We start from the raw sequence: 25569 nt of genomic DNA, 5'->3' as shown, positions 1-25569 counted from the left end.
TCCGCGCCCGTGACCGGTAACAGCGTTGCCTGACAGGCGCGACGTGACGTAACACTTCGACAGACCGGAGGAGGGCCGCATACAATGGCATACAAGGACATCTACGACAGCTGGAAAGCCGATCCCGAAGGGTTCTGGATGAAGGCGGCAGGCGCGATCGACTGGGTCAAGCCCCCCTCCAAGGCGCTGAATGCAGACCGCGCGCCGCTGTATGAATGGTTCACCGACGCCCAGGTGAACGCCTGCTGGAACGCCGTGGACCGCCATGTCGAAGCTGGCCGCGGCAATCAGCTTGCCATCATCCATGACAGCCCGGTGACCCATCTGCGCAAGGGCATCACCTACAAGGAACTGCAGACCCGTGTGGCCAGCCTCGCCGGTGCCCTGCGTGCCAAGGGCGTGGAAAAGGGCGACCGCGTCATCATCTATATGCCGATGATCCCCGAAGCGCTGGAGGCCATGCTGGCCTGTGCCCGGCTGGGGGCCATTCATTCGGTGGTGTTCGGCGGATTTGCCGCCAATGAACTGGCCGTGCGGATCGACGATTGCAAACCCAAGGCGATCATCGCAGCCTCTTGCGGGATCGAACCCAACCGCATCGTGCATTACAAGCCGCTGCTGGACGGGGCGATCGATCTGGCCAGCCACAAACCCGATTTCTGCGTGATCTTCCAGCGCGAACAGGAAGTCGCCAAGCTGATCGAGGGCCGCGATGTGGCCTGGCACACCTTCCAGTACGGTGTCGAACCTGCCGATTGCGTGCCGGTATCGGGCGATCACCCGGCCTATATCCTCTATACCTCGGGCACGACCGGTGCGCCCAAGGGCGTCGTGCGGCCCACCGCCGGGCATCTGGTCGCGCTGAACTGGTCGATGCGCGCGATCTACAATGTGGGGGTTGGCGATGTGTTCTGGGCCGCGTCGGATGTGGGCTGGGTCGTGGGGCACAGCTATATCTGTTATGGCCCGCTGATCGCGGGTTGCACCACGGTCGTGTTTGAAGGCAAGCCCGTCGGCACGCCGGACGCGGGCACCTTCTGGCGGGTGATCTCCGAAAACAAGGTGAAAAGCTTCTTCACCGCCCCCACCGCCCTGCGCGCCATCCGCCGTGACGATCCCGAAGGCCTGTTCATCAAGGAATACAATCTCAAACATCTGCAGGCCCTGTATCTGGCGGGCGAACGCGCCGACCCCGATACGATCCAATGGGCCCAGCAGCACCTGAAGGTGCCGGTGATCGACCACTGGTGGCAGACCGAAACCGGCTGGGCCATCGCGGCCAACCCGCTGGGGATCGAAGAACTTCCGGTCAAGCTGGGCAGCCCGTCGGTGGCCATGCCGGGCTATGATGTGCAGGTGCTGGATGAAGGCGGCCATCCGGTTTCGCCGGGCACCCTGGGTGCCATCGCGATCAAGCTGCCACTGCCCCCCGGCACCCTGCCGACCCTGTGGAATGCCGAAGAGCGGTTCAAGAAGGCCTATCTCGGGCATTTCCCCGGCTACTATGAAACCGGGGATGCGGGCTATGTCGATGCAGACGGCTATCTCTACATCATGGCGCGCACCGATGACGTGATCAACGTGGCCGGGCATCGCCTGTCCACCGGCGCGATGGAAGAAGTATTGGCCAGCCACCCGGATGTGGCCGAATGTGCCGTGATCGGCATTTCCGATGCGCTCAAGGGTCAGTCGCCGCTTGGGTTCCTGTGCCTGAAGAAAGGGGCCAGCCGCGCTCATACCGATGTCGTCGCCGATTGCGTGAAGCTGATGCGTGACAAGATCGGCCCGGTCGCCGATTTCAAGCGCGCGCTTGTGGTGGATCGCCTGCCCAAGACAAGGTCGGGCAAGATCCTGCGATCGACGATGGTCAAGATCGCCGATGGGCAGGAGTACAAGATGCCCGCCACAATCGACGATCCTGCGATCCTTGATGAAATCCGGGGCGCGCTGCAAACCATCGGCTTGGCCAGCAGCTGACACGCGCCACGGTGCTCTCTCAGGCGGCCCCGGCAAGTGGCCGCCTGTCTGCAAGCCGGGACTCGACACAAGGCCCATTCACTGGATAACGTGCCATATAGACCGTGCATTTATTCAGGGTGATTGGTGGCAGGGTATGACGTCGGATTCCTTCGATCCCGGTAGCATCACCCCAGTGCCTGCGGCATGGCAAACCGCTGGCCAGGCTGCACACGGTCGCGATCCCCTTTTGTGGCACGACCTTCGCGATGCATTGGCCGACATGCGCGCCGGGCTGCTGAAACTGGCCAGCGAAAACCTGGAACCCTCTCAACGCTCCCAGCTGGAACGCGCCACAATGGCTGGCGAAGCGCTGGATCGTCTGATGGCGCTGGCGGCCAACGAAGGCACGGAAAGCACCGATCAGCAGATGCCCGTCAATCTGCGAAGGTTTCTGCATGGGTTGGAAACCCGCCACGGCCTGCGGGCCATCGAGGCGGGGCCGGCCTTCCAGCTTTTCGCCAGCCCTGATTTACCCCCGGCGATTCTGACCAACCGCACCGCGTTGGAGCGGCTGTTGAACAACCTTCTGTCCAATGCCCTGCGCCAATCATCGCATGGCTGCATCACCCTTACGGCGCGCGTTGCCCGCGATCAGCGGCACATCGATATCCTGATTGCAGATGTCGGTTCGCGCCATGGCTGGTCTGCCTCCCAAGCTCAGCCAGAAGGGTTTGATCCCTGGCTGGTGATTTGTCGCCAGATGGCAGACAAGCTTGGCGCGACGCTGACCTTTTCGGACACACCCACCGGAAATTCGGTCGCCTCAATTCGGGTGCCCGCCGCAATGATGCCCGCGCTGGACCCAGGTGCCCATCCCATGCCGGATCTGGCGCAGCTTCGGGTTTTGCTGGTCGAGGCCAGCACCACCTGCCGCCTCCTGTTGGCACGGCTTTTTGCCCAGTTTGGCGCAGATCTTGATGCCGCAGAATCCGGGGCTCAGACCTTGGCCCGGCTCGGGCGGGACGTGCCCGACCTTGTGGTCATCGATACCCACCTGACCGACATGCCCGGCATCGAGCTGATCCATCAGATCCGTGCCCTGCGCGGCCCGGCCGCTCAGGTGCCGATCCTGATGGTCACGGCTGAACAAGGGCCGGAAACGGAACTGGCGCTGTTGCGGGCGGGGGCAGATGCCGTGATCCAGAAGCCGCTGACCGGGATCGACGATATGGCGCAGGCGCTCAGCACTTTGCCGCTGGGGGCAGGCACCCGCACTGGTCTGCCGGATCGGCTGTTGTCGCTGCTGTCGATTGCCGATGCCGAAACGGCCAATGACCTGATCGGGCAATTGGCGCAGGATCTGGCCGATGTGCGCAACCGTTTGCGCAGTGCCTTGCATCTGCCGGATCTGAACGATCTGCGCGACCAGAGCCATATCCTGATCGCCCTTGCCGGATCGGTCGGTGCGGTGCGGCTTCAGGCCCTTGCCCAGAGGCTGCACCTTGCCAGCCAGCACGGGACAAGCCTCTTGCTGCCGGATCTCGGGCGTTTGGTCATCGACTGCATCAGCGCCCTGCTGGACGAAATCGCCGAAACGACCCGGAAGATGTAACGCGCAAGACCGGCGGCCAAGGGACCGGGCATTGCTTGCATTTGGCAGGTCGGGGCCAGCCGGCCCCGACCCGTTTGTCACTGTCAGCGCGTCACTTCGGATGTCGGGCGCGGCGTTGCCTCGGTTTCGGGCGGCAGGACAGGCACGGTGATCTCCGGCAGCTTTCCGGTCAGGCTGTCCAGAAAAGCCACCATCTGCGCCGTTTCTTCCGGCTTCAGGCTTTCACCCAGCTGGCTTTCGGCCATGATTTCCACGGCAACCGACAGGTTCCAGACCTTGCCAGAATGGAAATAGGGGGCAGTCAGGGCGATATTGCGCAAGGGTGCAGCGCGGAACACATAGGCATCGTCGGCCGTCTCGGTCACGGCAAAGCGACCCTTGTCCCCGGGCGGCAGAACATCGGCGCCGGGTTTTTCCACCAGGCCGAAAGGATAGTATCCATGCCCGCCGACATTCACGCCGGAATGGCAGGACGAACAGCCCTTGTCGATGAACAGTTGCAGCCCGGCCTTCGCCTGATCGCTCAGCGCGGCGTCATCACCATTCAGCCAGGCATCGAACGGGGCCGGAGTGATCAGTGTCGCCTCAAACGCCTCGATCGCCTTGGCCATATTGTCAAAGCTGACCGGTTCGCCTTCACCGGGGAAGGACGCCTTGAAGGCCGCAACATAGGCGGGCATCGAATTCAGCGTCAGAACCACCTGTTCCGGGGTGTTCGCCATTTCGACACCGGCCTGAATTGGCCCCTTGGCCTGCGCCGCAAGATCCTCGGCGCGGCCATCCCAGAACTGCGCCTCGTTCAGCACGGCATTCAGCGCCGTTGGCGCATTGCGCGGCCCCTTCTGCCAGCCATGCCCGACCGAGGTTTCCATATTGTCATCGCCGCCCGTCGCCAGGTTGTGGCAGCTATAGCAACTGAACACGCCCGAGGCCGAAAGACGCGGATCAAAGAACAGCGCCTTGCCAAGCTCCACCTTCTCTGGGGTGACCGGGTTGTCCTTCACGGCAGGCACGGTGGAAGGCAGCGGCTTGAACATCTGCAAGGCCGCGTCACGCAGCGCATCGGCCTGTGCCGCACCAGTCAGACACCCCAATGCGGTTGCCATCATCAGAACTCTGCGGATCATCTTCCCTTCCTCCAGATTGGTGGGTTCGGGAAGAATGAACAGAAAGCGCCGCTCAGATGTAATGACTTAGATCAATTCTAATACCAATCTGGCGCGGCAGGCTGTCGCATTTGCACCATGCGCAGTTGCGTCTTTGCCGATCACAAAGGCCCCGCGCGCGCCTGCTCTGTCATCCCTGGGCCCACCACAGGATGGCGAGCCCAGGATCAGGCAACTCACAAACCCGGATAGATCGGGAACTTCTCGCACAGCGCCTCGACCTTGGCGCGCACCGCGGCCTCCACGGCGCCATTGCCCTCTTCGCCATTGGCGGCCAGACCATCCACCACTTCAACGATCCAGTCGGCGATCTGGCGGAACTCGGCCTCACCAAAGCCGCGGGTGGTACCCGCCGGGGTGCCCAGACGCACGCCCGATGTGATGGTGGGCTTTTCGGTGTCGAACGGAATGCCGTTCTTGTTGCAGGTGATATGCGCGCGGCCCAGGGCCTTTTCGGTCGCATTGCCCTTCACGCCTTTCGGGCGCAGGTCCACCAGCATCAGGTGGGTGTCGGTGCCGCCGGTGACGATATCCAGGCCGCCCTTCATCAGCTGATCGGCCAGCGCCTTGGCATTGGCGATCACTTGGGCCTGATAGTCCTTGAACTCCGGGCGCAGCGCCTCGCCAAAGGCCACGGCCTTGGCGGCGATCACATGCATCAGCGGGCCACCCTGAATGCCCGGGAAGATGGCCGAGTTGACCTTCTTGGCGATCTCTTCGTCATTGGTGACGATCATGCCGCCGCGCGGGCCGCGCAGGGTCTTGTGGGTGGTCGTGGTCGCCACATGCGCATGCGGGAAGGGCGAGGGGTACAGACCCGCCGCCACCAGACCGGCGAAATGCGCCATGTCCACCAGCAGATAGGCGCCCACCGAATCCACAATCTCGCGCATCTTGGCGAAATCGATGATGCGCGGGATGGCGCTGCCGCCCGCGATGATCATCTTCGGCTTGTGCTCGGCAGCCAGTTCCGCCAGCTGATCATAGTTCAGCTCCAGATCCTGCTTGCGCACGCCATATTGCACGGCCTTGAACCACTTGCCCGACTGGTTCGGGGCAGCACCGTGGGTCAGGTGACCACCGGCATCCAGGCTCATGCCCAGAATGGTATCGCCGGGCTTCAGCAGCGCGTTGAACACGCCCTGGTTGGCCTGGCTACCGGAATTCGGCTGCACATTTGCGAAAGCGCAGCCGAACAGCTGTTTTGCGCGCTCGATCGCCAGGTTTTCCGCGACATCCACAAACTGGCAGCCGCCATAATAGCGCTTGCCCGGATAGCCTTCGGCATATTTGTTGGTCATCACCGAGCCTTGCGCTTCCATCACGGCGCGGCTGACGATGTTCTCCGAGGCGATCAGTTCGATCTCGTGGCGCTGACGGCCAAGCTCCGAAGTGATCGAGCCAAACAGCTCAGGGTCGCGGGAGGCGAGGGTTTCGGTAAAGAAGCCGGTATCGCGGGCGGTCATGGGCGTCTCCTGTTGGGGAAGGCGGGATTCGCGGCCATTTAGACCACGCCCCTTGCGACAGGGAAGGGCAGAAACCGACATTGCCCCAATTTTGAGCGAACAGTTTGACGCCTATCGGAAACTTTTCCCGGCCTGCCGACGTGTCACGGGGCTTGAGTTCGGCGCTGCGAAGCCGCAAGACTGGCGCGCAGAGGAAGGGAGACCCCATGCGCATCAGTTTCCGTGCCAGCACAAGCCCCACGGCGCTGGCCGCCTATGCCGCACTGTCCGACCGCTATGGCGATTGCCCGATCCGGCAGGCCGAGGTGATCGTGGCACTTGGGGGCGACGGGTTCATGCTGACCACCCTGCACGAAACCCAGACCCTTGAATTGCCGGTTTACGGCATGAATTGCGGCACAATCGGCTTTTTGATGAACGCCTATGCCGAAGAGGGCCTGCCAGACCGGCTGCGCGAGGCCGAAGAAACCGTGATCAACCCTTTGGCCATGCATGCCGTCAGCGCCTCGGGGCGCGACCATCATGCGCTGGCGATCAACGAGGTCAGCCTGCTGCGCGCAGGTCCGCAGGCCGCCAAGCTGCGGATCAGCGTGAACGGGCGCGAACGGATGCCGGAACTGATCTGCGACGGTGCGCTGGTCTGCACGCCTGCCGGGTCCACCGCCTATAATTACTCGGCCCATGGCCCGATCCTGCCGATCGGGTCCGAAGTGCTGGCACTGACGGCGATGGCGGCCTTCCGTCCCCGGCGCTGGCGCGGTGCGCTGTTGCCCATGAATGCCGAAGTGCGCTTCGATGTGCTGGAAGGGGCCAAACGCCCAGTCATGGCCGATGCGGACAGCCGGTCATTCCGCGATGTGGTGCGGGTGGATATCCGGTCGGAACCGACGATCCGTCACCGTATCCTGTTCGATCCCGGTCATGGGCTTGAGGAACGCCTGACGCATGAGCAGTTCACCTGACCAGCCTGACCACGCAGCGCGTCAGTGCCGCGCCTCATCCGGGCCGGGGGCGGGATCGTCTTCTTCCTGTGCCGCGCCGGGAATGACATAGCTGCCTTTCAACCAGCGCCCCAGATCAATATCGGCGCAGCGCCGCGAACAGAAGGGGCGGTATTTCGGATCGGTGTCCTTCTGGCAGACCGGGCAGCTCATGCGCGGGCCAGCAGATCGCTCAGCGCGGCGCGGTCGCGCTTGCGCACCAATTCGTAAAGGCCAAGGTTCGTCCAGCCCGACAGGCTAGTTTCGGCGGCTTCGCCCTTGAAGGCGGCTTTCAGAACCTGATCCAGAACCGTGCGGTCTTTCTTGGGCATCGGCGCGAAATCGACCACCACCTGCCCGCCCAAACCCCGCAGCCGCAACTGTCGCGGCAGGTCGCGGGCGGCGGCGACATTGGCCTTCAGCGCGGCGGCGGGGGTCGTGTCATTACCGGTATTCACATCCACGGCAACCAGCGCGCGGGTCGGCTCCACCATCATATGCGCGCCACCGGGCAGAACCACACGGGGGGACAGCAGCGCATCGATCATTTCCAGCACGCCGTGGCTGGCGAAACAACCGGCTTCCTGCACCACCTCGTCGGGTGCCGGGTCAGACCATTCGCGCCAGGCCAGATCTTCTGCCCCCGGCCCATCGACCAGCAGTTCCGGCCCGCCCGTGGTATCGGCCAGCACCGCCTGTGCCAGATCGCGCATGGCAAGGATATCTTCGGCAATTTCGGCTTCATCCGCATCCATGCAGGCCGAGCGCAGGATCAGGCCCAGATCACGCGGCGCGCCTTCCATCCCGGCTTCGGCCAGCGCCTGCAGATCGGCGCGCAGCTCTTCATCATGGATGCGGCGGCTGATGTTCAATCCCGGCGCGCCCGGCGTCAGGATCGCGAAACGGCTTTTGAACAATAGCCGTGTGGTCACCGGCAGCGCCTTGCCCGGTTCAGCCACGCCCGTGATCTGCACCAGAACCGCCTGCCCGGGCGCCAGCCCCGAGACCTGCCGCAGAAACCCGGATTGCCCGCCCGGCAATTTGACGAAAACCCCGCCCTGCCCCTTCATCGGTCGATCCACGATCCCGCGCAGAATGGCACCTGGAAGCGCCCCTTCCCCTTCGGGATCAATGGCCAGTTCGACAATCTGGCCATCGACAATCAGCGCCGCCGCATCGCGGCCCTGTATCTGGTCCAGCAGGATCACCCGGCCCTTCATGCGCAGTCTCCGTAAACCGGCCAGCCCGCGGCGGCCAGAAGTTGGGCGGTTTCGGCCACAGGCAGCCCGACCACCCCGGTGAACGACCCGGAAATCCACGGGATGAAGGCCCCGGCCAGACCCTGGATCGCATAGGCCCCGGCCTTGCCTTGCCATTCATTGCTGGCGAGATAGCCGTTCAGTTCGGCGTCTGACAGACGCTTCATCTTTACATCCGTCACCACATCGCGTGCCCAAAGCCGATCACCCCGGCGCACCGCAACAGCGGTGATGACCTGATGGCGACGCCCGCCCAGCATGGTCAGAAAAGCCGCAGCCTCGCCCGCATCGCGGGGTTTGCCCAGAATACGGCGTCCAAGCGCCACGGTGGTATCGGCACACAGCACAATGTCATCCGGCCCGGCAGAGACCGCCGCCGCCTTTTCGCGGGCCAGCCGCGCACAATAGGGCCGTGGCAATTCACGCGGAAGCGGGTCTTCGTCAATGTCGGGGGGCAGGATCGCATCGGGCACGATGCCCAGCTGCGCCAGAAGATCCTTCCGGCGCGGGCTGGCGGATCCGAGGATCAGTTTCACTTGAAGCGGTAGTTGATGCGGCCCTTCGACAGGTCGTAAGGGGTCATTTCCACCTGCACCTTGTCGCCTGCCAGAACGCGGATGCGGTTCTTGCGCATCTTGCCTGCCATCGTTGCGATCAGTTCATGGCCGTTTTCCAGCTCGACCTTGAACGTCGCGTTCGGCAGGAGTTCCTTCACGACGCCGGGGAATTCGAGCAGTTCTTCCTTGGCCATGGTCACTCCGAAATAGCGTTTCGCCCGCGAAACATTGCGCAGGCACGCCGGGCTAATGCGCCCGAATCCCCCATAATTCAAGGGGAAAAACGCAAGTTCAGGCGGTTTTCACGCCCATGGCCACGCGGCTTGCCTGTTCGGCCCAATGCCGGTGGTTCAGCACGGCCCCATTGCGCCGCACTTCGGCAATGGCGTCAAGGCGAATGTCGGCATAGGCCCAGCCGGGCTGGTTCAGCGGCGTCTCGGCCAGGATGCCGGTTTCGGGGAACCCCAGGTCGGGCGGGCCGTAAATTGCGGCGCTGCCCACGTTCTCATCCACCGCGGGGCAGAAATCGCACAGCCCCACCGTGGGGGCGTGCACGACAATGCACTGGTTTTCCAGCGCCCGCGCCATGGCGCCCACGCGCACCCGGGTAAAGCCGCGATGGCTGTCGGTGCAGGATGGCGCCAGCAGGATGTCTGCCCCCGCCTCGACCAATGCGCGTGCCAGCAAAGGAAATTCGCTGTCATAGCAAATCACCACGCCCAGACGGCCCAGTGGCGTATCAAAGACCGTCAGCCCCTGCCCCGGTTCGACAAACCATGTTTCACGTTCAAACCGCGTCATGATCTGTTTGTCCTGATGGCCCAGAATGCCGCCCGGCCCATAAAGCGTGGCGCGGTTCACCGGCCGCTGCTGCCCCGGCAGGAACACCGGGCCCGACGCGCCCAGGATAAGCACCCCATGTCGCGCGGCGAGATCCAGATGCAGCGCATCGACCTGCGGCTTCCAGCGGGCGACTTCGTGCAGGCAGGCCTCCAGATCAGCCGCAATGTCGCGGCCCCCAAGGCTGCCCAGTTCCATCGCGCCATATTCGGGAAAGACCAGCAGGTCTGCCCCCTGACCGGCGGCATCGGCCACCCAGGTTTCCAGCTTGGCGGCATAGGCGTCAAAGCCGGTGAAGAAGTCGAAAGGATAGGCAGCGGCGGCGATCTTCATGGGCAAACCTGCGGGATCGGAAAGGGGCGGCAGGGGCGCTAAAGCGCCCGCATCCAGAATTGCAACGGTTTGCGGGTTTCTTCACGTTCCCCCAGATCGCGCCAGGAAAAGCTGGCCATCGCTCCCGGCAAGGGCGCATAGCCACGCTTGGCCCAGAACGCATCATTGCTGCGATATTCGGCAGGTCGCATCGGGTGATCGTCGGGGCGTTTCACCGAACAGAAGGCAACATGGCTGCGGCCAAGCGCGCGGGCATGGGCCTCGCGCGCATCAAAGAATGCATGTCCCAACCCCTGCCCCCGCCATGCGGGCAACAGAACCGATTCCGCGCAATAGAAGATGGAAGCCAGCGGCACCCCGCAATCGGCCAGCGCCGCGCCCAGATCATCGGCGTGATCTTCCATCGGCGTGCCGGTCGAGGCCCCGACCAGCCGCGCCCCATCAAAGGCCCCGACCAGAATGGCACCGGGACTGTCGCGATAGGTTTGCAGATAGTCCCGCTCATATTCCAGCGACCCATCGTAAAGATAGGGCCAGTCGCGAAACACGGTGATCCGCAACCGCGCCACATCCTCCAGCGCCGCATCCAGCGCGGTGCCGGTCAGAACGCGAACCTCGGTCACGTCGAAACCTGCGCGATCCAGTCGTTCAGATTGTAAAAGGTGGTGACGCGCGAAATCCGGTCGCCCTTCAGATCGAAAAACGCCCCGGCGGGCAGAACATAACGCTGGCCGCGCGCCTCGGGCAGGCCCGGATCGGTTTGCAGATATTCGCCATGCACCACAAACTCTGCCGCGCCGCGGGTGCCGTCCTCAGAGACGAAGATCACCATGTCGCGCAATTCTTCGCGGTAGCTGACGCCCATATGGCTGCAGAATTCCGCGAACAGGGCGCGGCCATGACGGATCGCCCCTTCATTGACCCGGTGTTCGATATCCTCGGTGACGCGATCCAGCATACCGGCAGCATTGCCAGCGTTGAAAGCATCGTAATAGGCCTGAATGGTGGCGCGGGCGGTCGCGGCGGACATGCTGGGTTCCCCTGCTGGTTTTGCACCCATTCTGCCGGGGATTGCCGCCGGGGCAAGGCCCGGAGCGGAGCGGAATCGCAGAAATGCGACATATGGGCCCCCGCAGCGGCACGGCAGCGGGGGCCCGGCCCCGTCAGGCCAATGCGGCGCGGACTGTTTCGGCCATCGGGGTCGTGGGGCGACCGATCAGTGCAGAGAGGGTCCGGCTGTCATCAAACAGTGCCCCCTGTGCCGCATGGTGGTCGCTGTCGGCCAATGCGGCGGTCAGCACGGGCGGCAGACCGAAACCTTCCAGCGCCTTGGCATAGTCTGCCTGCGGCAGGTTCACATAGGCCACCGGCTTGCCTGCCTGCCGGGACACCTCGGCCGCAAGCTCTTCCAGGGTGAAGGCGGTATCGCCGGCCAGTTCATAGGTCTTGCCGATATGGGCATCATCCAGCGCGGTAACAACGATGGCTTCGGCATAGTCGGCGCGGGCCGCCGTGGACAGCTTGCCCTGCCCGGCTGCGCCGATGATCGCGCCATGCTGCAAGGCGGCCCCAAGGGCACCGGTGTAGTTTTCTGTATACCATCCGTTGCGCAGGATCGTTACCGCAAGGCCCGAGGCATGAAGCGCGGCTTCGGTCGGGCCATGGGCCTGCACCAGAAACATGGCTGACTGATCGGCACGCAGGATGGAGGTATAGATGATCCGCCGCACCCCTGCCGCCTGCGCCGCCGCAATCACATTGCGGTGCTGCTCGGCGCGGTCGCGTTCAAGATCGCTGGACGAGATCAGCACCAGCGTATTGATCCCCTGCAAGGCGGCGGCATCTGCCGCATTGTAATCGAAGGCGCGGGTTTCCACACCCAGATCGGCCGCACGGGCCGGATCACGGGCGAGCGCCACTGGCGCTGCGCCGCGTGCTTTCAGCCCGGCAATGGCAAGGCGGCCCAACTGGCCGGTGGCTCCGGTAATGGCAATGGTCATGGCGGTTCCTTTCAGGTTGCGATGCTGCCAGGATGCACCATTGACTTACTAATAGTAAGTACATACATTTTTGTAAGTATCCCGCGAGGCCGCACATGACCCCCGAAACCAAAGCACAGACCCTGTTGAACCGGTTGCCCGCCAATGTTCTGGCAGCGGAATGTCCATCCCGGCAGGTACTGTCCCATCTGAGCAGCCGGTGGGGCACATTGGTGATGTTGGCCCTGCTCACCGGCACACATCGCTTTTCCGACCTGCGCCGCAGGATCGGCGGCGTCAGCGAACGGATGCTGGCCCAGACGCTGCAGCAACTGGAGGCCGACGGCTTTCTGCTGCGCATTGCGCATCCGGTGGTGCCGCCGCATGTCGAATACAGCCTGACCCCGCTGGGGCAAGAGGCGGCAGAACATATCGCGGCCCTGACGCATTGGATTGAAACCGCACTGCCCCGCATCCTGGGGGCAAGGCAGGCTGCCTGACCTGGCCCGCGCGGGCAGGTTCAGCCCGGCCCGCCAGCGCCGGCCCAAAGGCCCTGCATCCGCCCCCCGACCGACGCCTGCGGTTGAGAATTCTCATGGATCCCGATCCCTTTGCGCCGCTCGTATCCCTGTACTCGCGAACGGGTGCGCAAATAGACATCCTGCCAGCTGCCACCCTGCTGCAACTCTTCGACCAGCGAACGGATGAACCATGTGTTATTGCTTCCGGGCGCGCAGCCAAACGAGGTTCGATCCGCGCGCGCCGCCGTCAGAATGATGCGATTGGGGCTTTGCAGCGCCGGGATAAGCGACCCTGAATAGCAGGCCTGCAGGATGACCACATGGCGGTCATTTTCCAGTGGGCGCAGAAGCTGCCGCAGATCACTGGCCGTAAGGCTGGTATGATGTTTCATGCCCGGATGCCTGACGGCGATTTCCCCTGGCAGGCCATGCGATGTCAGCAGCACCACCACCAGATCGCGGCCATCGCGGGCGCTGCGGGCCAGATCGGCCAAGGCGGCTGCAGCCGCCGGATCCGAGAGGTTCGACACCTGGCCACCGTGATGGCCCACCAGAACACGCCCGTCCAGCCCGCCATAGCGCTGCGCCAGGGCACGACCCATCGCGACGACATCGCCATCAAAGACCTTGTCCTTGAACAGGGCCTGTCCGAAGTAATAGACCCTGTCGCCATCATTCGGGCGCCCCGTCACAACAGGGGGCGGGGGCGAAACTGTCTGGCACGCCGCCACTACAGCCAAGATCAGAAAAATCTTCAGAAAACGCATTAGAACCCCCAAAATACCGCCCGGTTGCGGGCACAAACTCATGTCGCCCCGTTTCCTTCGGGGGCAGGCGGACCAAAGCGGGCAATCAGCCGGTCGCGAATCTGGTCGCGCGCCTGCCGATAGGCCATCAGCTTGCTTTCTCGTCCCTCACCAATCGCGGTGGGGTCGATGATCGGCCAATATTCAATATCCATGTGGTAGAATTTCGTGAGCGACAGTGCCGCCCGCTGGCTGGCCGCCGACAAGGCGATGATCAGATCGAACTGGCTCAGATCATCGCCCCATTCCTGCATCTCTTCGAAGGAACGCGACCGGTGACGGCTGAGCTCGATCCCGATTTCCTTGCAGACCGCGATGGAAAACCCGTCAATCTCCATGTCATTGGCCACGCCCGCCGATTGGACATAGGCGCGCTGACCGTAGAATTTCTTCATCAGGCCTTCCGCCATAGGCGAACGGACGGCATTGTGATCACAGCAGAACAGGACCGAAGACGGGAAGTGCTCTGCCAAGATCTACCCCCAATGCAGAACGCAGATCAGGGTGAACAGGCGCCGCGCGGTATCGATATCGACATCGGCCTTGCCTTCCAGACGCTCCTGCAACACCCGCGCGCCTTCGTTGTGAATGCCGCGCCGGGCCATGTCGATTGCCTCGATCTGGCTGGGCGGCAGGCGTTTCACCGCATCGAAATAGCTTTCGCAGATCTGGAAATAATCCTTCACGACCTGCCGGAACGGACCCAGCGACAGATGGAACTCACTGATACGGGTGGCATCTTCGGTCGCAATATCGAACACCAGACGCCCTTCGCGGATGGCCAGAGCCAGCCGGTAAGGACCGGGTGCCACGGCACGGCCTTCGCGCGGGGGTAACCCGAAGCTGTTGTCCTCCAGCAGATCAAAGATCGCCACACGGCGTTCCTGTTCGATTTCGGCCGTCGGCCGGGCAAGGCCCCGGTCGTCGATCTCGATATGGCAGATACGGTTGGTCATTGGGCACTTCCACAAGGCAACCCCGCCTTTCTGCCCGAGAGATCAGGGCTTCGCAAGCCTGCCGACACGCCTCCGCGATGGATCAGCCGTTCAGCCGATCCAACCGCGCCCGCACGGAAAGACCATGCGCCCCAAGGCTTTCCGATTGCGCCAGCCGCTCCGCCGCAGGCCCGATGGCCGCCAGAGCGGCGGGTGTCATCTTTGCCAGCGTGGTCCGTTTCAGGAAATCCATCACCGACAGGCCGCTGGAAAAGCGCGCCGACCGCGCCGTGGGCAGCACATGGTTCGGCCCACCGACATAGTCGCCGATCGCTTCGGGCGTCCAGTGGCCCAGGAAGATGGCGCCCGCATGGGTGATCCGGGCCGACAAGGCATCGGGATCGGCCACGCACAGTTCCAGATGCTCGGGCGCGATCCGGTTGGACAGCGCCGCCGCCTCGGCCAGATCACGGGTGACGATGATCGCGCCGAACTCTGCCCAGCTTGCACTGGCAATCTCGCGCCGATCCAGCGTTTCCAGACGCCGTTCGACCGCTGCGCCGACTGCACGGGCAAAGCCCTCGTCCGGGGTGATCAGGATGGCCTGTGCTGAAACATCATGCTCAGCCTGCGACAACAGATCGAGTGCGACCCAATCCGGGTCTGTCTGGCCATCCGCAATCACCAGAATTTCTGACGGGCCGGCGATCATGTCGATCCCCACCTTGCCGAAAACCCGCCGCTTGGCCGCCGCCACCCAGGCGTTGCCAGGGCCAGTAATCTTGTCCACCGGTTCGATCGTGTCTGTGCCATAGGCCAGCGCCGCAATCGCCTGGGCACCACCGATGCGATAGACCGTATCAACACCAGCCAAGTGTGCCGCCAGCAACACCAGCGGGTTGAGCGCGCCATCCGGTGTCGGGCAGGCGATCACCAACCGCTCCACCCCCGCCACCTTGGCGGGAATGGCATTCATCAACACCGATGATGGATAAGACGCCGTGCCCCCCGGCACATAAAGCCCCGCAGCAGAAACCGGGGTCCAGCGCCATCCCAGCGTTTCGCCATGCGGTCCGGTCCAGCTTTCCTCGGCCATTGGCATCTGCCGCAGGTGATAGGCCCGGATACGCTCTGCCGCCAGTTCCAGCGCGGCACGATCCTCGGCCCCCACCTTTGCCACTTCGGCCGCCATCTCGTCGGGGGAAAAGGCCAGCGTTTCCGGGCTGAGTTGCAGGCGATCAAACCGGGCTGTCAGGTCGATGACCGCCTGATCGCCCCGCGCCCGCACATAGGCGATGATCGCGGCCACATCGGCATCGACCTCGGGGCTGTCTTCGCGCTTCATGCCAAGGAGCGCGGTGAAGGCCATTTCGAAATCGGCCTGCGTGGTGGTCAGGAACTGGGGCATGGCACGTCCTTCCGGGCAATTTGCCCCCGTGACATAGCGGCGAAGCCCCCCCGGCTCAAGCGGATGAACCCGCTCACAGGATGCTGGTCATCCGCGTGACCACATGCAAATGCAATACGCTCGCGATTCAGAGATTGTAGGCGATGATCGTGGATGAAATGGTGCTGCAAGAGAGGATTGAACTCTCGACCTCTCCCTTACCAAGGGAGTGCTCTACCACTGAGCTACTGCAGCACTTGCACCATCTGGCGGCTTCCCGCCCGGCGTGGCGGCTAACTAGCCCCATTCGCCGGAGGGCGCAAGGGCCTTCTGGACGGTTTTTTTCACCTGATATACAGAAAGGGCATGAAGGCACCTTCCGATCTCCCGCCCCGCTCCGATGGCCCCGGACCGAACCCCGCGCCGAAAGCCCAGGGGGCAGAGAAATCGCGCGAAGACCGGCTGAAAGCCGCGCTCAAGGCCAATATGGCCCGGCGCAAGGCACAGGCCAGGGCGCGTGCCGGGGAAAAGGGCGCCACGGAACAAGAGAACAAGTGAGGCATGGCGATGGATTCGATTCTGGTGCGGGGCGGCGGTGAACTGAACGGGGTGATTCCGATCGCCGGGGCCAAGAATGCCTGTCTCACCCTGATGCCCGCGACGCTCTTGACCGAAGAGCCGCTGACGCTGACCAATGCGCCGCGCCTGTCGGATATCCGCACGATGACGCAATTGCTGCAATCTCTGGGGTCCGAAGTGTCTGCCCTGCAGGGCGGCAAGGTTCTGGCCATGTCATCGCATGACATCCACAACCACCGGGCCGATTATGACATCGTGCGCAAGATGCGCGCCTCGATTCTGGTGCTGGGTCCGATGCTGGCCCGGGATGGCCATGCAGTGGTGTCGCTGCCCGGCGGCTGCGCCATTGGGGCACGGCCTGTCGATCTGCATCTGAAGGCGCTGGAGGCGATGGGGGCCGAACTGGATCTGCGCGACGGCTATGTGCATGCCAAGGCACCGGGCGGGCGTCTGCAGGGGGCGATTGTCGAGTTTCCCTTTGTTTCGGTCGGGGCGACCGAAAACGCGCTGCTGGCCGCAACGCTGGCCAAGGGCACAACGGTGCTGAAAAATGCCGCGCGCGAACCGGAAATCGTCGATCTGGCGCAATGTCTGCGCCGGATGGGCGCGCAGATCGACGGTGAAGGCACCAGCACCATCACCATTCAGGGCGTGGATCGCCTGGGCGGGGCCACGCATCCGGTGGTGACAGACCGGATCGAACTGGGCACCTATATGCTGGCCCCGGCCATTTGCGGCGGCACGGTGGAATGTCTGGGTGGCCGCATGGATCTGGTGGGCAGCTTTGCCGAAAAGCTGGATGAGGCCGGAATCAGCGTCACCGAAACCGACCGCGGCTTGCAGGTCAGCCGCAAGAACGGGCGGGTGCGCGCGGTCAATGTGACGACCGAGCCCTTCCCCGGCTTCCCCACTGATCTGCAGGCGCAGATGATGGCGCTGCTGTGCACCGCTGACGGCACCAGCGTGCTGGAGGAAAAGATTTTCGAGAACCGCTTCATGCATGCGCCGGAACTGATCCGCATGGGGGCCCGGATCGACGTGCATGGCGGCACGGCCACGGTAACCGGGGTGGACCGTCTGCGCGGAGCCCCGGTCATGGCCACCGACCTGCGGGCCTCGGTGTCACTGATCCTTGCGGGCCTTGCCGCAGAAGGCGAAACCGTGGTCAGCCGGGTCTATCATCTTGACCGCGGCTATGAGCATGTCGAAGAAAAGCTGGGCGCCTGCGGGGCCCAGATCGAACGGATCCGGGGCTGATGGCAGACGCGCGCTTTGAAGACGGGGCGGATCGCCCGCTGTGGTTGGGGGCTGCTGATGCGCAGGATCTGCAGGTCATCGCCAGCCTGATCCAGGATGCGGTTCTGACGACCGCCGATATCACCTGGGCCAAAGCGCGCCGCGAATTCGCGCTTCTCGCAAACCGGTTCCGCTGGGAAGACCGCGAGGCCGCCGAACGTGCCCGCCGCCCGGTGGAACGGGTGCGCGCGATACTCTTGCTGCGCGACGTTCTGGCTGTGCGGGCGCAGGGGATTGATCCGCGTGATCGCGACACGGTGCTGTCATTGCTGGACATCAGCTTTGCAAGCGGGGCGGATGGTGCGGGCACGGTCACGCTGACCTTTGCCGGGGATGGCGCGATTGCGATCGACGTCGAAGCTCTGGATGTCACCTTGCGGGACGTCACACGGCCCTATGCCGCGCTTTCGGGCCGTGTGCCGGATCACGGGTGAAGCCACGGCAGGGGCGCTGCCCCTCTGGGCCTTCAGGCCGCACCCCGGGATATAGGGGGACCAAGATCAAGGAAGCCTGAGCGGGAAACCGGCCACACTCAGGCGTGGTGGCGGGGCAAAATGAAACCTGCGGCGCGGCTGTCATGGCCCCGCAGCCAAGGGAGCTGGCGAATTGCTGGACATCAGAAGCCGGTTTCACAGCGCAGGCGCAGCGCGTCGAGCATGGTGGCGCAGCGATCCATCTGTTCGATGGTCACATATTCATCGGGCTTGTGGCCCTGTGCCATGCTGCCCGGGCCGCAGATGACCGTGGGCACACCCAGCCGGGCCGAGAACAGCCCGCCTTCGGTGCCGAATGCCACTTTCATCGTGCCATTGGCGCCAGTCAGCCCTTTGACGAAGTTCACCACCGCCGCATCGGAGGGTGTTCCGAGGCCCGGATAATCCCACAACCGTGCGACTGTGATTTCGGCTTCGGGGAATTCGGCCTTCAGCGGGGCGACAAGGGCGGCGGCGCGGGCGCACATCTCTTCGATCAGCGCGGCGGGGTCGTCTTCGGCCAGACTGCGGATTTCGAAATCCAGCGTGGCGGTATTGGGGACGATATTCACCTGCACCCCGCCCGACATCTTGCCCACATGAATCGTGGTATAGGGCACATCATAGTCACCGTCACGCGTGCCGGTGGCGGCAATCCTGGCCTGCATGGCGCGCAGTTCGGCCATGAAATCTGCCGCCAGATGCAGGGCATTCAGGGCCAGCGGGGCGAGCGCCGAATGGCCCTCGCGCCCGGTACAGGTGGCGCGCAGGGCCACCTTGCCCTTGTGCCCGGTGGCGACCTGCATCCCCGTCGGTTCGCCCACGATGCAAAAGCGCGGCTTGACCGGGGCCTGCGCCAGCATCTCCACCAGGCTGCGCACCCCCATGCAGCCGATTTCCTCGTCATAGGACAGGGCCAGATGCAGCGGCACCTTCAGGGCAGGCCCGGCAGCGGCCTTCAGCATCGTGTCGATGGCAAGCGCACAGAACCCCTTCATGTCGGTCGTGCCCCGGCCATAGAACCGGCCATCGGCCTCGGTCAGGGCGAACGGGGGTTTGGTCCAGACCTGACCTTCGACCGGGACGACATCGGTATGGCCCGACAGCATGACCCCCGGAACCCCTTGCGAGCCGAGCGTGGCGAACAGATTTGCCTTCTGGCCTGACGGATCTGGGATCAGCGTGACGGCGATCCCCGCCCCTTCGAGCAGATCCCGGACATAGTGCATCAGGGCGATATTGGGCTTCGCGCTGACCGTGTCGAACTGCATCAGGGTTTCAAGGATCGCGCGCATTGCTGGCCCCATTTTATGTATAGTCATAATAGCAGGGCCGGACCGGATGTCCATCTCCGCTTCGGCCTTTTCTTCCCCGGCATGACCGGGCAGGATGCCGCCCGACACCCTAATGACCCGAGTATCCCATGCGACTGACCCTGCCCAGCCTCCTTGTCTTTGCGCTGTCGGCCTTGCCCGCTGCGGCGGAACCGCCCCGGGCGGTGGAACGGATGGTGCAGGCCCATCGGCTCATGCTCATCGGCGCTGCGGAACGTGACGGGCTGACACAAATCGCTGCAGCGCGTCTGGCCGCAGGGGTGGTGCTGCAAAGGGTGGAACGTGCACCAGAAGTGGCAGGCAAACCGGCCAAGGCCGATGACCTGCGCCCCGGTCCGCGCGAAACTGGCGCCTTGCTGGAAGAGGCCCGCATGGCGGTGGAGGCGGATGAAACGCTGGGCATCCTGCTGGCGGGGCTGGACGGCACACTGTCGGTGCTGCCGCAGGCCAGCGTGACAGCCAGTGCCGCCGCACTCGCCCCCGGAGAGAGCCATCACTACAAGCTGGCGCTGGAAGGCGGGTCACCACGGGGGATCGGCGTGTTGGGGGATGGCGACAGCGCCCTGTTCCTGCGTATCAGCGGCGCGGATGATGATGCCCTGATGTGCCAGACAGCGGCACTTGATGGATTGCTGGCCTGCGAAATTGCCCTGCCCGAAAGCGGTTTCGTGCAGGTGCATCTGGAAAACCAGGGGCCGGGGATCAACAATTACATGCTGCTGACAGATTGACTGGGGCCCTGCCCGCCCCCAGCCCCGCTGAATGCCCCCCGCGCAGCAGCGGGGGGGCATTCAAGGATCACAGCAGTTCAGACACCAGAACGGTGCGCTTTTCCGCCACCGATTTCACTGCGGCATCCGCCAGGGCCAGCGCGATCAGCCCATCTTCACCCGAAGGTGATGCAGTACCCTTGCCTGCCAGCGCCGCGATGAAGGTGGCAATTTCGGCGGCATAGGCTTCGGTATAGCGGGTCATGAAGAAATCATGCAGCGGCGGGCGGGTATAGCCGGCAGCCGTGGCGACTTCGATCGACACGGGGCGCTGGTTTTCGGCACTGGCCGCCCCTTTCGATCCATGCACCTCGATCCGCTGATCATAGCCATAGGTGGCCCGGCGCGAATTGGAGATCATCGCCTGTTTGCCACTGGCAGTTTTCAGCAACACCTGCACGCTGTCGAAATCGCCCGCCGTGCCAATCGCCGGGTCCACCAGCACGGCGGCGGTTGCCGCGACTTCGGTGATGTCTTCGCCCAGCAGGAACCGCGCCATATCGAAATCATGGATCGTCATGTCGCGGAAAATGCCACCCGAACGGCCGATGTACTCTAGCGGAGGTGCACCCGGATCGCGCGAGGTGATCACCACCATTTCCACGTCACCGATGCTGCCCTTGTCGATTTCGGCGCGGACGGCACGGAAATGCGGATCGAAGCGGCGGTTGAACCCGACCATCAGCGTGCCCTTATGGGCGCGCACCACCTCAAGGCACTGCTTCACGCGCGCCAGCGACAGATCGATGGGCTTTTCGCAGAACACTGCCTTGCCCGCCTTCACGAAGCGTTCGATCAGATCGGCATGGGTATCGGTGGGTGTGCAGATCACCACGGCGTCGATGTCCTTCGCCGCCTCGATTTCGTCGATGGAGCGGACCTGACAGCCATATTGATCGGCAATCGCCTGCGCCGCTGCCGGGAAGGCATCGGCCACCGCCACCAGTTTGGCATTGGCATCGCCCGTCACGGCCTTTGCATGCACCTTGCCAATGCGGCCCGCACCCAGAAGGCCAAATTTCACAGTCATCTCGTCCTCTTGCGGTTTCGGCGGGGCGGACCCGCCGCGTGTCAGAAGTCTATGCGGCTTGACCGCCGGGCGGAAGGTCAGGCAGCGCTGGCTTCGCCACCCTTCACGCCGGTGATGTAGGACACGATGTCATTGCCATCGGTTTCGTCCTTGTTCAGGCTGGCGACGATCCGGCCGCGGCGGAACACCACAATCCGGTCCACCAGATCAAACACCTGCCGCAGGTTATGCGAAATCAGGATCATCGGGATGCCACGTTCCTTCAGGCCCCGGATGATGTTTTCGACCTGCGCGGTTTCCTGCACGCCAAGCGCTGCGGTGGGCTCATCCATGATCACCAGCTTGGAGGCAAAGGCCGCCGTGCGGGCGATGGACACGCATTGCCGCTGCCCGCCCGACATGTTGCGGATCGGGTTATCGACATTGGGGATTTTCACCGCCGTGGTTTTCAGCGCCTCCAGCGTGCGGTCGCGCATCGCCTTGCGGTCAAGGATCGAGAAAGGGCCAAGGCGGAGCTTGTACAACTCGCGCCCCAGAAACAGGTTCGAAGGCACATCCAGATCATCGGCCAACGCCAGCGTCTGGAACACGGTTTCGATCCCGGCCTGACGGGCCTCCAGCGGGCCAGAGAAATTCACCTCCTGCCCGTCAAAGAACACCTGACCTGCGGATTTCTGTTCCACCGCCGTGACCTGCCGCACGAAGGTGGATTTGCCCGCGCCATTATCGCCCACCACGGCGACATGCTCGCCCTTGCGGAGGATGAAATTCGCGTCTTCCAGCGCATGCACACCGCCATAGCGTTTGGTCAGGCCGCGCGTTTCCAGAATGATGTCGGTCATGATTACCCCCGTGCCCGGCCTTTTTGGCGCCATTGGTCCAGAACCACTGCCGCCACGATGATCACGCCCTTCACCATTTCCTGATAATAGGCGTCCAGCTTCAGGAAGGTGAACCCCGAGATGATGACGCCGAAGATCAGCGCCCCCAGAACCGTGCCGATGATGGACCCGCGCCCGCCTTGCAGGCTGACGCCGCCGATCACTGCCATGGCAATGGCGTCCAGTTCATACATCACCCCCATGCCGGCCTGCGCGGTCAGGTTCTTGGAGGACAGCACGATGGCCGCCAGCGCCGACAAAAGCCCGGCAATCAGGTAGATCAGCACCTTCATCTTTTCGACATTGATGCCCGACATGCGCATGGCCTGTTCGTTCGAACCAATGCCATAGCAATGCTTGCCATAGCGGGTATAAGTCAGGATCAGGTGGAACAGGATCGCCAGGCCAACAAAGATCAGCACCGGCATCATGCCCTTGCCAATGGCGGCATAGCTGTCGGTCGGGAAGGAAATCGGGTTGCCCTTGGACCACCATTTCGCAATGCCGCGTGCCGTGACCATCATGCCCAGCGTGGCGATGAAGGGGGGAATGCGGGTATAGGCCACCAGCGCCCCATTGACGATGCCAGCCACTGCGCCGCAAGTCATGCCCACCAGAACCGGCACGATGACCGGCAGATCCATCCAGCCCAGATCACCGAAGATCGCCTTGGGGTTGGGATTGCCATTCACCGTAGCCACCTGCGCAAAGCTCATGGCAATCATGGCCGTGGCACCCACGACCGACCCCGAGCTGAGGTCGATCCCGCCGGAAATGATAACCTGGGTTACCCCCAATGCGATGATCCCGGTGATCGACACCTGCAGGATGATGATCTGCAGCCGCTGCTGGTTGAACAGCGTATCCACATTGTCGCGCGTATTGAACAGGAAGCTGTCCCCCATGAACAGCCGCCCGACGCTTTCAAAGATCACGATGATCGCCACCAGCGCGATGAAGACATTCCATTCGGGCGCGCGTGCCTTTCGTGACGGATCATATTTCAGACCGCCCAGACCATGCGTTGACGATGCCATGGTACGCTCTCCCTCCCCCCAATGATTTCGGTAATCCCGGTCCCGACCCCACAACCGTGGCGATGTCGGGTGACATGAGGGGCGGCACATCCATGCCGCCCCCTGGCCTGTTAAGGCCGATCAGTTCTTGGTCAGATAGTCGGCGACATTGGCCGGGGTCACCAGTTCGAACGGCACGAAGACCTTCTGTTCCACCGCTTCGCCCTTGGCCAGTTTCACCGCCGCATCCAGCGCGCCACCACCTTGTGCTGCCGCATTCTGGAACACGGTGATGTCCAGCTCGCCCGCCTGCATCGAGGCCAGCGCGTCCTGGGTCGCATCCACGCCCGAGACGATGACCGAACCCATGTCGATGCCTGCGGCCTTGATCGCCTGAATTGCGCCCAGGGCCATTTCGTCATTATTGGCCAGAACGCCATCAAACGCCGCGCCGGTCGAAAGCCAGTTGGTCATCAGGCTTTGCGCCTGGTCGCGGCTCCAGTTGGCGGTCTGCTGGTCGATGATGTTGACCTTAACCGCGCATTTGCCCGCTTCCATCACGTCATAATAGTTCTGCGTGCGCTGGACAGCTGCCTGGTTCGACAGTTCGCCCTGCATGACATAGACGCTGACTTCGTCCTTGCCTGCGGCTTTCCACTGGTTGCACTGTTCGATGAAGCCCTGGCTGGAGGAATCCACCTCGTTTGACGCGACAAAGGCCTGATTGTCGGGCAGGCTGTCCACGTTGATCGGCTGGCGGTTCACATAAACCAGCGGAACGCCCGCAGCGGCGGCAGCATCCGACATGGCCTGGGTGGCGCTCGTGTCAACCGGGTTCACGATGATCGCATCCACACCGCTGGCGATGAAGTTGTTGATCTGGTCCAGTTGCTTGGCTACGTCATTCTGGGCGTCTTCGATCTGCACCGTCAGACCATCAGCATCGGCCTTGGCCTGCAGACCGTTGCGCAGCACGGTCAGGAAGTTGTCGTCAAACAGCGCCATCGACACGCCGATCCCGTCGGCCATCGCCGTGGTGCCGAGCAGCGATGCAAAGCCCGCCGCGATCAAGGTCTTTTTCATGGTTCACTCCTCCCAGTGAATTCCCGGCATGGGACCGCCGGGTCCAGTTGACTTCATTTTCCGCAGCATCCGAAGAATTGGGTGCGAGGTGGTGTGACCACCCGTTGCGGCAGGCTGAAGAAGTTCCTGCAGGTCGTCAACCGATTTTTGCAACCGGTTGCAAAAGAAGATGGGGGTATGCGGTGGCGCATGGATCACCCACAGGCCGCGCGGATATGGGCCATGCTGGCGGCAAGCGCGGCAAAAGGGGTGTCCAACGCATGCACGGATGGCGCGAAAGGTTCAAAGCTGATCGGCCCGACATAGCCTCCGGCCTGCAACGTGCGGATCTGCGCCACATTCCCCAGAACGTCATCGGCATCGACCAACACCCGATGCGGATCGCGCATATCGTCCAGATAGATCATATCCGTCACACCGGAAACATGAACGATTCCGGTAAGTTCCGGGTAGATCGGGCCAAAGCCTGCCAGCGCGTGATGAAAGGTATCATGCACCATGAAAAAGGTGCCATCGCCCCCCACGGCCTCGATTGCCTTGGCCAGCACATCCTTGTAACGCAGTGAACAGACTGCAAACCCCAGCGGCTCGACCATGGCCTTCAGGCCGTGGCCACGCAGCATTGGCAGAATTTCCCGCAGCGCATGGGTGGTGACCCGCAGACTTTCGTCGCGCTCAGTTGCAACGCCGTCATTGCGCGGGATCAGGCTGATCGCTTCGGCCCCGGCTGCGACCGCGATCTTCATCAGGGCCTCGGCCTCGGCCGCCTTTGCGTCCGACCAGTCGTTGAACATCTTCACCTCGGCCAGCGCCAGAAAGCGCAGGCCACGGGCGCGCAGCGCAGCCCCGACTGTGGCCGGATCATCACCACCAAACAGCACGCCCGGCAGATCGTTGCGACATTCCACGCCGACACAACCAAGCCCGGCCGCAAGATCGGCAAATGCCTGCCAGCCAAGCCGCGGAGCGGTCATGTGGTTCAGGGCAAAGGACAACATATGTGATTCCTCCCGCCGCCCCCAGGCAGCGTATGGAATTGATATTCCATTTATGGATCATTTCAACCGAAAAATTCCAATTTCAGTGCAATCATTCCATTTGTGGCTACAGCGACTCGGCCACATGGATATCCGGCGGCAGGGATTTCTGGCCCGGCACAGCTTGTCCACCGGGGTATCGATCGCCATGGTCGCCACACCCTTGGCCAGCGCCGCCCGGGGCAGCGTGCGGCCAGCCCTTGCGCTGTTTCATGCGCCGGAAGGCAGGTTTCACGCCACTTCAGGCCTTGCACGCACAAGGCTGTGCAT

General features: G+C 63.2%; 28 protein-coding genes and 1 tRNA gene. 8 read left to right on the top strand and 21 right to left on the bottom strand.

Annotation, left to right across the window (positions count from 1 at the left end):
* The first annotated feature begins 84 nt into the window (after positions 1 to 84).
* Complete coding sequence (gene prpE, locus V6590_RS12565) at positions 85 to 1977, top strand: propionate-CoA ligase PrpE (RefSeq protein ID WP_335423591.1); 1893 nt, start codon at positions 85 to 87, stop codon at positions 1975 to 1977.
* 262 nt (positions 1978 to 2239) lie between these two features.
* Positions 2240 to 3571, top strand: a complete 1332-nt coding sequence (locus tag V6590_RS12560; protein ID WP_335423589.1) for a response regulator — start codon at positions 2240 to 2242, stop codon at positions 3569 to 3571.
* A gap of 83 nt (positions 3572 to 3654) precedes the next feature.
* On the opposite strand, the gene V6590_RS12555 is transcribed toward V6590_RS12560, so the two are convergent.
* Positions 3655 to 4698, bottom strand: a complete 1044-nt coding sequence (locus tag V6590_RS12555; RefSeq protein WP_335423587.1) for a cytochrome-c peroxidase — start codon at positions 4696 to 4698, stop codon at positions 3655 to 3657.
* Between the two features lie 215 nt (positions 4699 to 4913).
* Positions 4914 to 6203 carry a serine hydroxymethyltransferase gene (gene glyA / locus V6590_RS12550; RefSeq protein ID WP_335423585.1) on the bottom strand — a complete coding sequence of 430 codons (1290 nt, stop codon included), beginning with the start codon at positions 6201 to 6203 and terminating at the stop codon, positions 4914 to 4916.
* 206 nt (positions 6204 to 6409) lie between these two features.
* Here glyA and V6590_RS12545 point away from each other — a divergent pair, with 206 nt between their 5' ends.
* On the top strand, positions 6410 to 7165 hold the full coding sequence (locus V6590_RS12545; protein ID WP_335423583.1) for an NAD kinase: 756 nt from the start codon (positions 6410 to 6412) through the stop codon (positions 7163 to 7165).
* 21 nt (positions 7166 to 7186) lie between these two features.
* Here V6590_RS12545 and V6590_RS12540 read toward each other — a convergent pair whose 3' ends face one another.
* The 8 genes from V6590_RS12540 to V6590_RS12505 form a co-directional block, all read right to left on the bottom strand.
* Entirely contained in the window at positions 7187 to 7357 is a 171-nt protein-coding gene (locus V6590_RS12540; protein ID WP_335423581.1) for a DNA gyrase inhibitor YacG, read from the bottom strand.
* Complete coding sequence (locus V6590_RS12535; protein WP_335423580.1) at positions 7354 to 8403, bottom strand: ribonuclease E/G; 1050 nt, start codon at positions 8401 to 8403, stop codon at positions 7354 to 7356. Before V6590_RS12535 ends, V6590_RS12540 begins: the two co-directional genes overlap by 4 nt.
* Complete coding sequence (locus V6590_RS12530) at positions 8400 to 8978, bottom strand: Maf family protein (RefSeq protein ID WP_335423578.1); 579 nt, start codon at positions 8976 to 8978, stop codon at positions 8400 to 8402. The genes V6590_RS12535 and V6590_RS12530 overlap by 4 nt, the downstream gene beginning before the upstream one ends.
* Positions 8975 to 9193 (bottom strand): translation initiation factor IF-1, encoded by a 219-nt coding sequence (gene infA / locus V6590_RS12525; RefSeq protein ID WP_054301515.1) that lies wholly within the window; start codon positions 9191 to 9193, stop codon positions 8975 to 8977. The genes V6590_RS12530 and infA overlap by 4 nt, the downstream gene beginning before the upstream one ends.
* Positions 9194 to 9290: 97 nt before the next feature.
* On the bottom strand, positions 9291 to 10172 hold the full coding sequence (locus V6590_RS12520) for a carbon-nitrogen hydrolase family protein (protein ID WP_335423565.1): 882 nt from the start codon (positions 10170 to 10172) through the stop codon (positions 9291 to 9293).
* Positions 10173 to 10210: 38 nt separating this feature from the next.
* Entirely contained in the window at positions 10211 to 10795 is a 585-nt protein-coding gene (locus tag V6590_RS12515; RefSeq protein WP_335423562.1) for a GNAT family N-acetyltransferase, read from the bottom strand.
* Positions 10792 to 11202, bottom strand: a complete 411-nt coding sequence (locus tag V6590_RS12510) for a nuclear transport factor 2 family protein (RefSeq protein WP_335423561.1) — start codon at positions 11200 to 11202, stop codon at positions 10792 to 10794. The genes V6590_RS12515 and V6590_RS12510 overlap by 4 nt, the downstream gene beginning before the upstream one ends.
* Positions 11203 to 11335: 133 nt before the next feature.
* Entirely contained in the window at positions 11336 to 12172 is an 837-nt protein-coding gene (locus V6590_RS12505; protein WP_335423559.1) for an SDR family oxidoreductase, read from the bottom strand.
* 95 nt (positions 12173 to 12267) lie between these two features.
* On the opposite strand from V6590_RS12505, the gene V6590_RS12500 reads away from it, so the two are divergent.
* Positions 12268 to 12651 carry a winged helix-turn-helix transcriptional regulator gene (locus V6590_RS12500; RefSeq protein ID WP_335423557.1) on the top strand — a complete coding sequence of 128 codons (384 nt, stop codon included), beginning with the start codon at positions 12268 to 12270 and terminating at the stop codon, positions 12649 to 12651.
* A gap of 20 nt (positions 12652 to 12671) precedes the next feature.
* On the opposite strand, the gene V6590_RS12495 is transcribed toward V6590_RS12500, so the two are convergent.
* The 5 genes from V6590_RS12495 to V6590_RS12475 form a co-directional block, all read right to left on the bottom strand.
* Positions 12672 to 13439: a C13 family peptidase gene (locus V6590_RS12495; protein ID WP_335423555.1), complete on the bottom strand. Its 768-nt coding sequence runs from the start codon at positions 13437 to 13439 to the stop codon at positions 12672 to 12674.
* Between the two features lie 38 nt (positions 13440 to 13477).
* Entirely contained in the window at positions 13478 to 13951 is a 474-nt protein-coding gene (locus V6590_RS12490) for an arsenate-mycothiol transferase ArsC (protein WP_335423554.1), read from the bottom strand.
* 3 nt (positions 13952 to 13954) lie between these two features.
* Positions 13955 to 14434 (bottom strand): UPF0262 family protein, encoded by a 480-nt coding sequence (locus tag V6590_RS12485; RefSeq protein ID WP_335423552.1) that lies wholly within the window; start codon positions 14432 to 14434, stop codon positions 13955 to 13957.
* A gap of 82 nt (positions 14435 to 14516) precedes the next feature.
* Positions 14517 to 15821 carry a histidinol dehydrogenase gene (hisD, locus tag V6590_RS12480; RefSeq protein ID WP_335423550.1) on the bottom strand — a complete coding sequence of 435 codons (1305 nt, stop codon included), beginning with the start codon at positions 15819 to 15821 and terminating at the stop codon, positions 14517 to 14519.
* Positions 15822 to 15980: 159 nt separating this feature from the next.
* Positions 15981 to 16055: transfer RNA gene (locus V6590_RS12475), tRNA-Thr, on the bottom strand.
* A gap of 111 nt (positions 16056 to 16166) precedes the next feature.
* Between V6590_RS12475 and V6590_RS12470 the strand changes: the two genes are divergently transcribed.
* From V6590_RS12470 to V6590_RS12460, 3 genes are read left to right on the top strand one after another with little or no spacing between them, the layout of a single operon-like run.
* Positions 16167 to 16358, top strand: a complete 192-nt coding sequence (locus V6590_RS12470) for a hypothetical protein (RefSeq protein WP_335423548.1) — start codon at positions 16167 to 16169, stop codon at positions 16356 to 16358.
* Between the two features lie 9 nt (positions 16359 to 16367).
* Positions 16368 to 17636 carry a UDP-N-acetylglucosamine 1-carboxyvinyltransferase gene (gene murA, locus V6590_RS12465; protein WP_335423799.1) on the top strand — a complete coding sequence of 423 codons (1269 nt, stop codon included), beginning with the start codon at positions 16368 to 16370 and terminating at the stop codon, positions 17634 to 17636.
* Complete coding sequence (locus V6590_RS12460; RefSeq protein ID WP_335423546.1) at positions 17636 to 18109, top strand: DUF2948 family protein; 474 nt, start codon at positions 17636 to 17638, stop codon at positions 18107 to 18109. The genes murA and V6590_RS12460 overlap by 1 nt, the downstream gene beginning before the upstream one ends.
* A gap of 182 nt (positions 18110 to 18291) precedes the next feature.
* Here V6590_RS12460 and argE read toward each other — a convergent pair whose 3' ends face one another.
* Positions 18292 to 19443 carry an acetylornithine deacetylase gene (gene argE, locus V6590_RS12455; protein ID WP_335423545.1) on the bottom strand — a complete coding sequence of 384 codons (1152 nt, stop codon included), beginning with the start codon at positions 19441 to 19443 and terminating at the stop codon, positions 18292 to 18294.
* Between the two features lie 128 nt (positions 19444 to 19571).
* On the opposite strand from argE, the gene V6590_RS12450 reads away from it, so the two are divergent.
* Positions 19572 to 20213: a hypothetical protein gene (locus tag V6590_RS12450; protein ID WP_335423542.1), complete on the top strand. Its 642-nt coding sequence runs from the start codon at positions 19572 to 19574 to the stop codon at positions 20211 to 20213.
* Positions 20214 to 20280: 67 nt separating this feature from the next.
* Here the strand turns inward: V6590_RS12450 and iolG are convergent, their stop codons facing one another.
* The 5 genes from iolG to V6590_RS12425 form a co-directional block, all read right to left on the bottom strand.
* Positions 20281 to 21282, bottom strand: coding sequence for an inositol 2-dehydrogenase (iolG, locus tag V6590_RS12445; RefSeq protein ID WP_335423540.1), 1002 nt, complete (start codon positions 21280 to 21282; stop codon positions 20281 to 20283).
* Positions 21283 to 21359: 77 nt separating this feature from the next.
* A complete protein-coding gene (locus V6590_RS12440) occupies positions 21360 to 22124 on the bottom strand; it encodes an ATP-binding cassette domain-containing protein (protein WP_434063256.1) in 765 nt (254 codons plus the stop codon).
* A 2-nt stretch (positions 22125 to 22126) separates the two neighbouring features.
* The gene (locus V6590_RS12435) at positions 22127 to 23200 is read right to left on the bottom strand and encodes an ABC transporter permease (protein WP_335423538.1); all 1074 of its coding nucleotides are present in this window, start codon (positions 23198 to 23200) and stop codon (positions 22127 to 22129) included.
* Between the two features lie 120 nt (positions 23201 to 23320).
* On the bottom strand, positions 23321 to 24262 hold the full coding sequence (locus tag V6590_RS12430) for a substrate-binding domain-containing protein (RefSeq protein ID WP_335423536.1): 942 nt from the start codon (positions 24260 to 24262) through the stop codon (positions 23321 to 23323).
* 194 nt (positions 24263 to 24456) lie between these two features.
* Positions 24457 to 25260 (bottom strand): TIM barrel protein, encoded by an 804-nt coding sequence (locus tag V6590_RS12425; protein WP_335423534.1) that lies wholly within the window; start codon positions 25258 to 25260, stop codon positions 24457 to 24459.
* Positions 25261 to 25569: the final 309 nt, after the last annotated feature.

Source organism: Gemmobacter denitrificans, from assembly GCF_036964905.1.
GTDB lineage: Bacteria > Pseudomonadota > Alphaproteobacteria > Rhodobacterales > Rhodobacteraceae > Gemmobacter > Gemmobacter denitrificans.
Note: the sequence above shows the minus strand (reverse complement) of the source record. Positions and strands in the feature narration are given on the sequence as shown.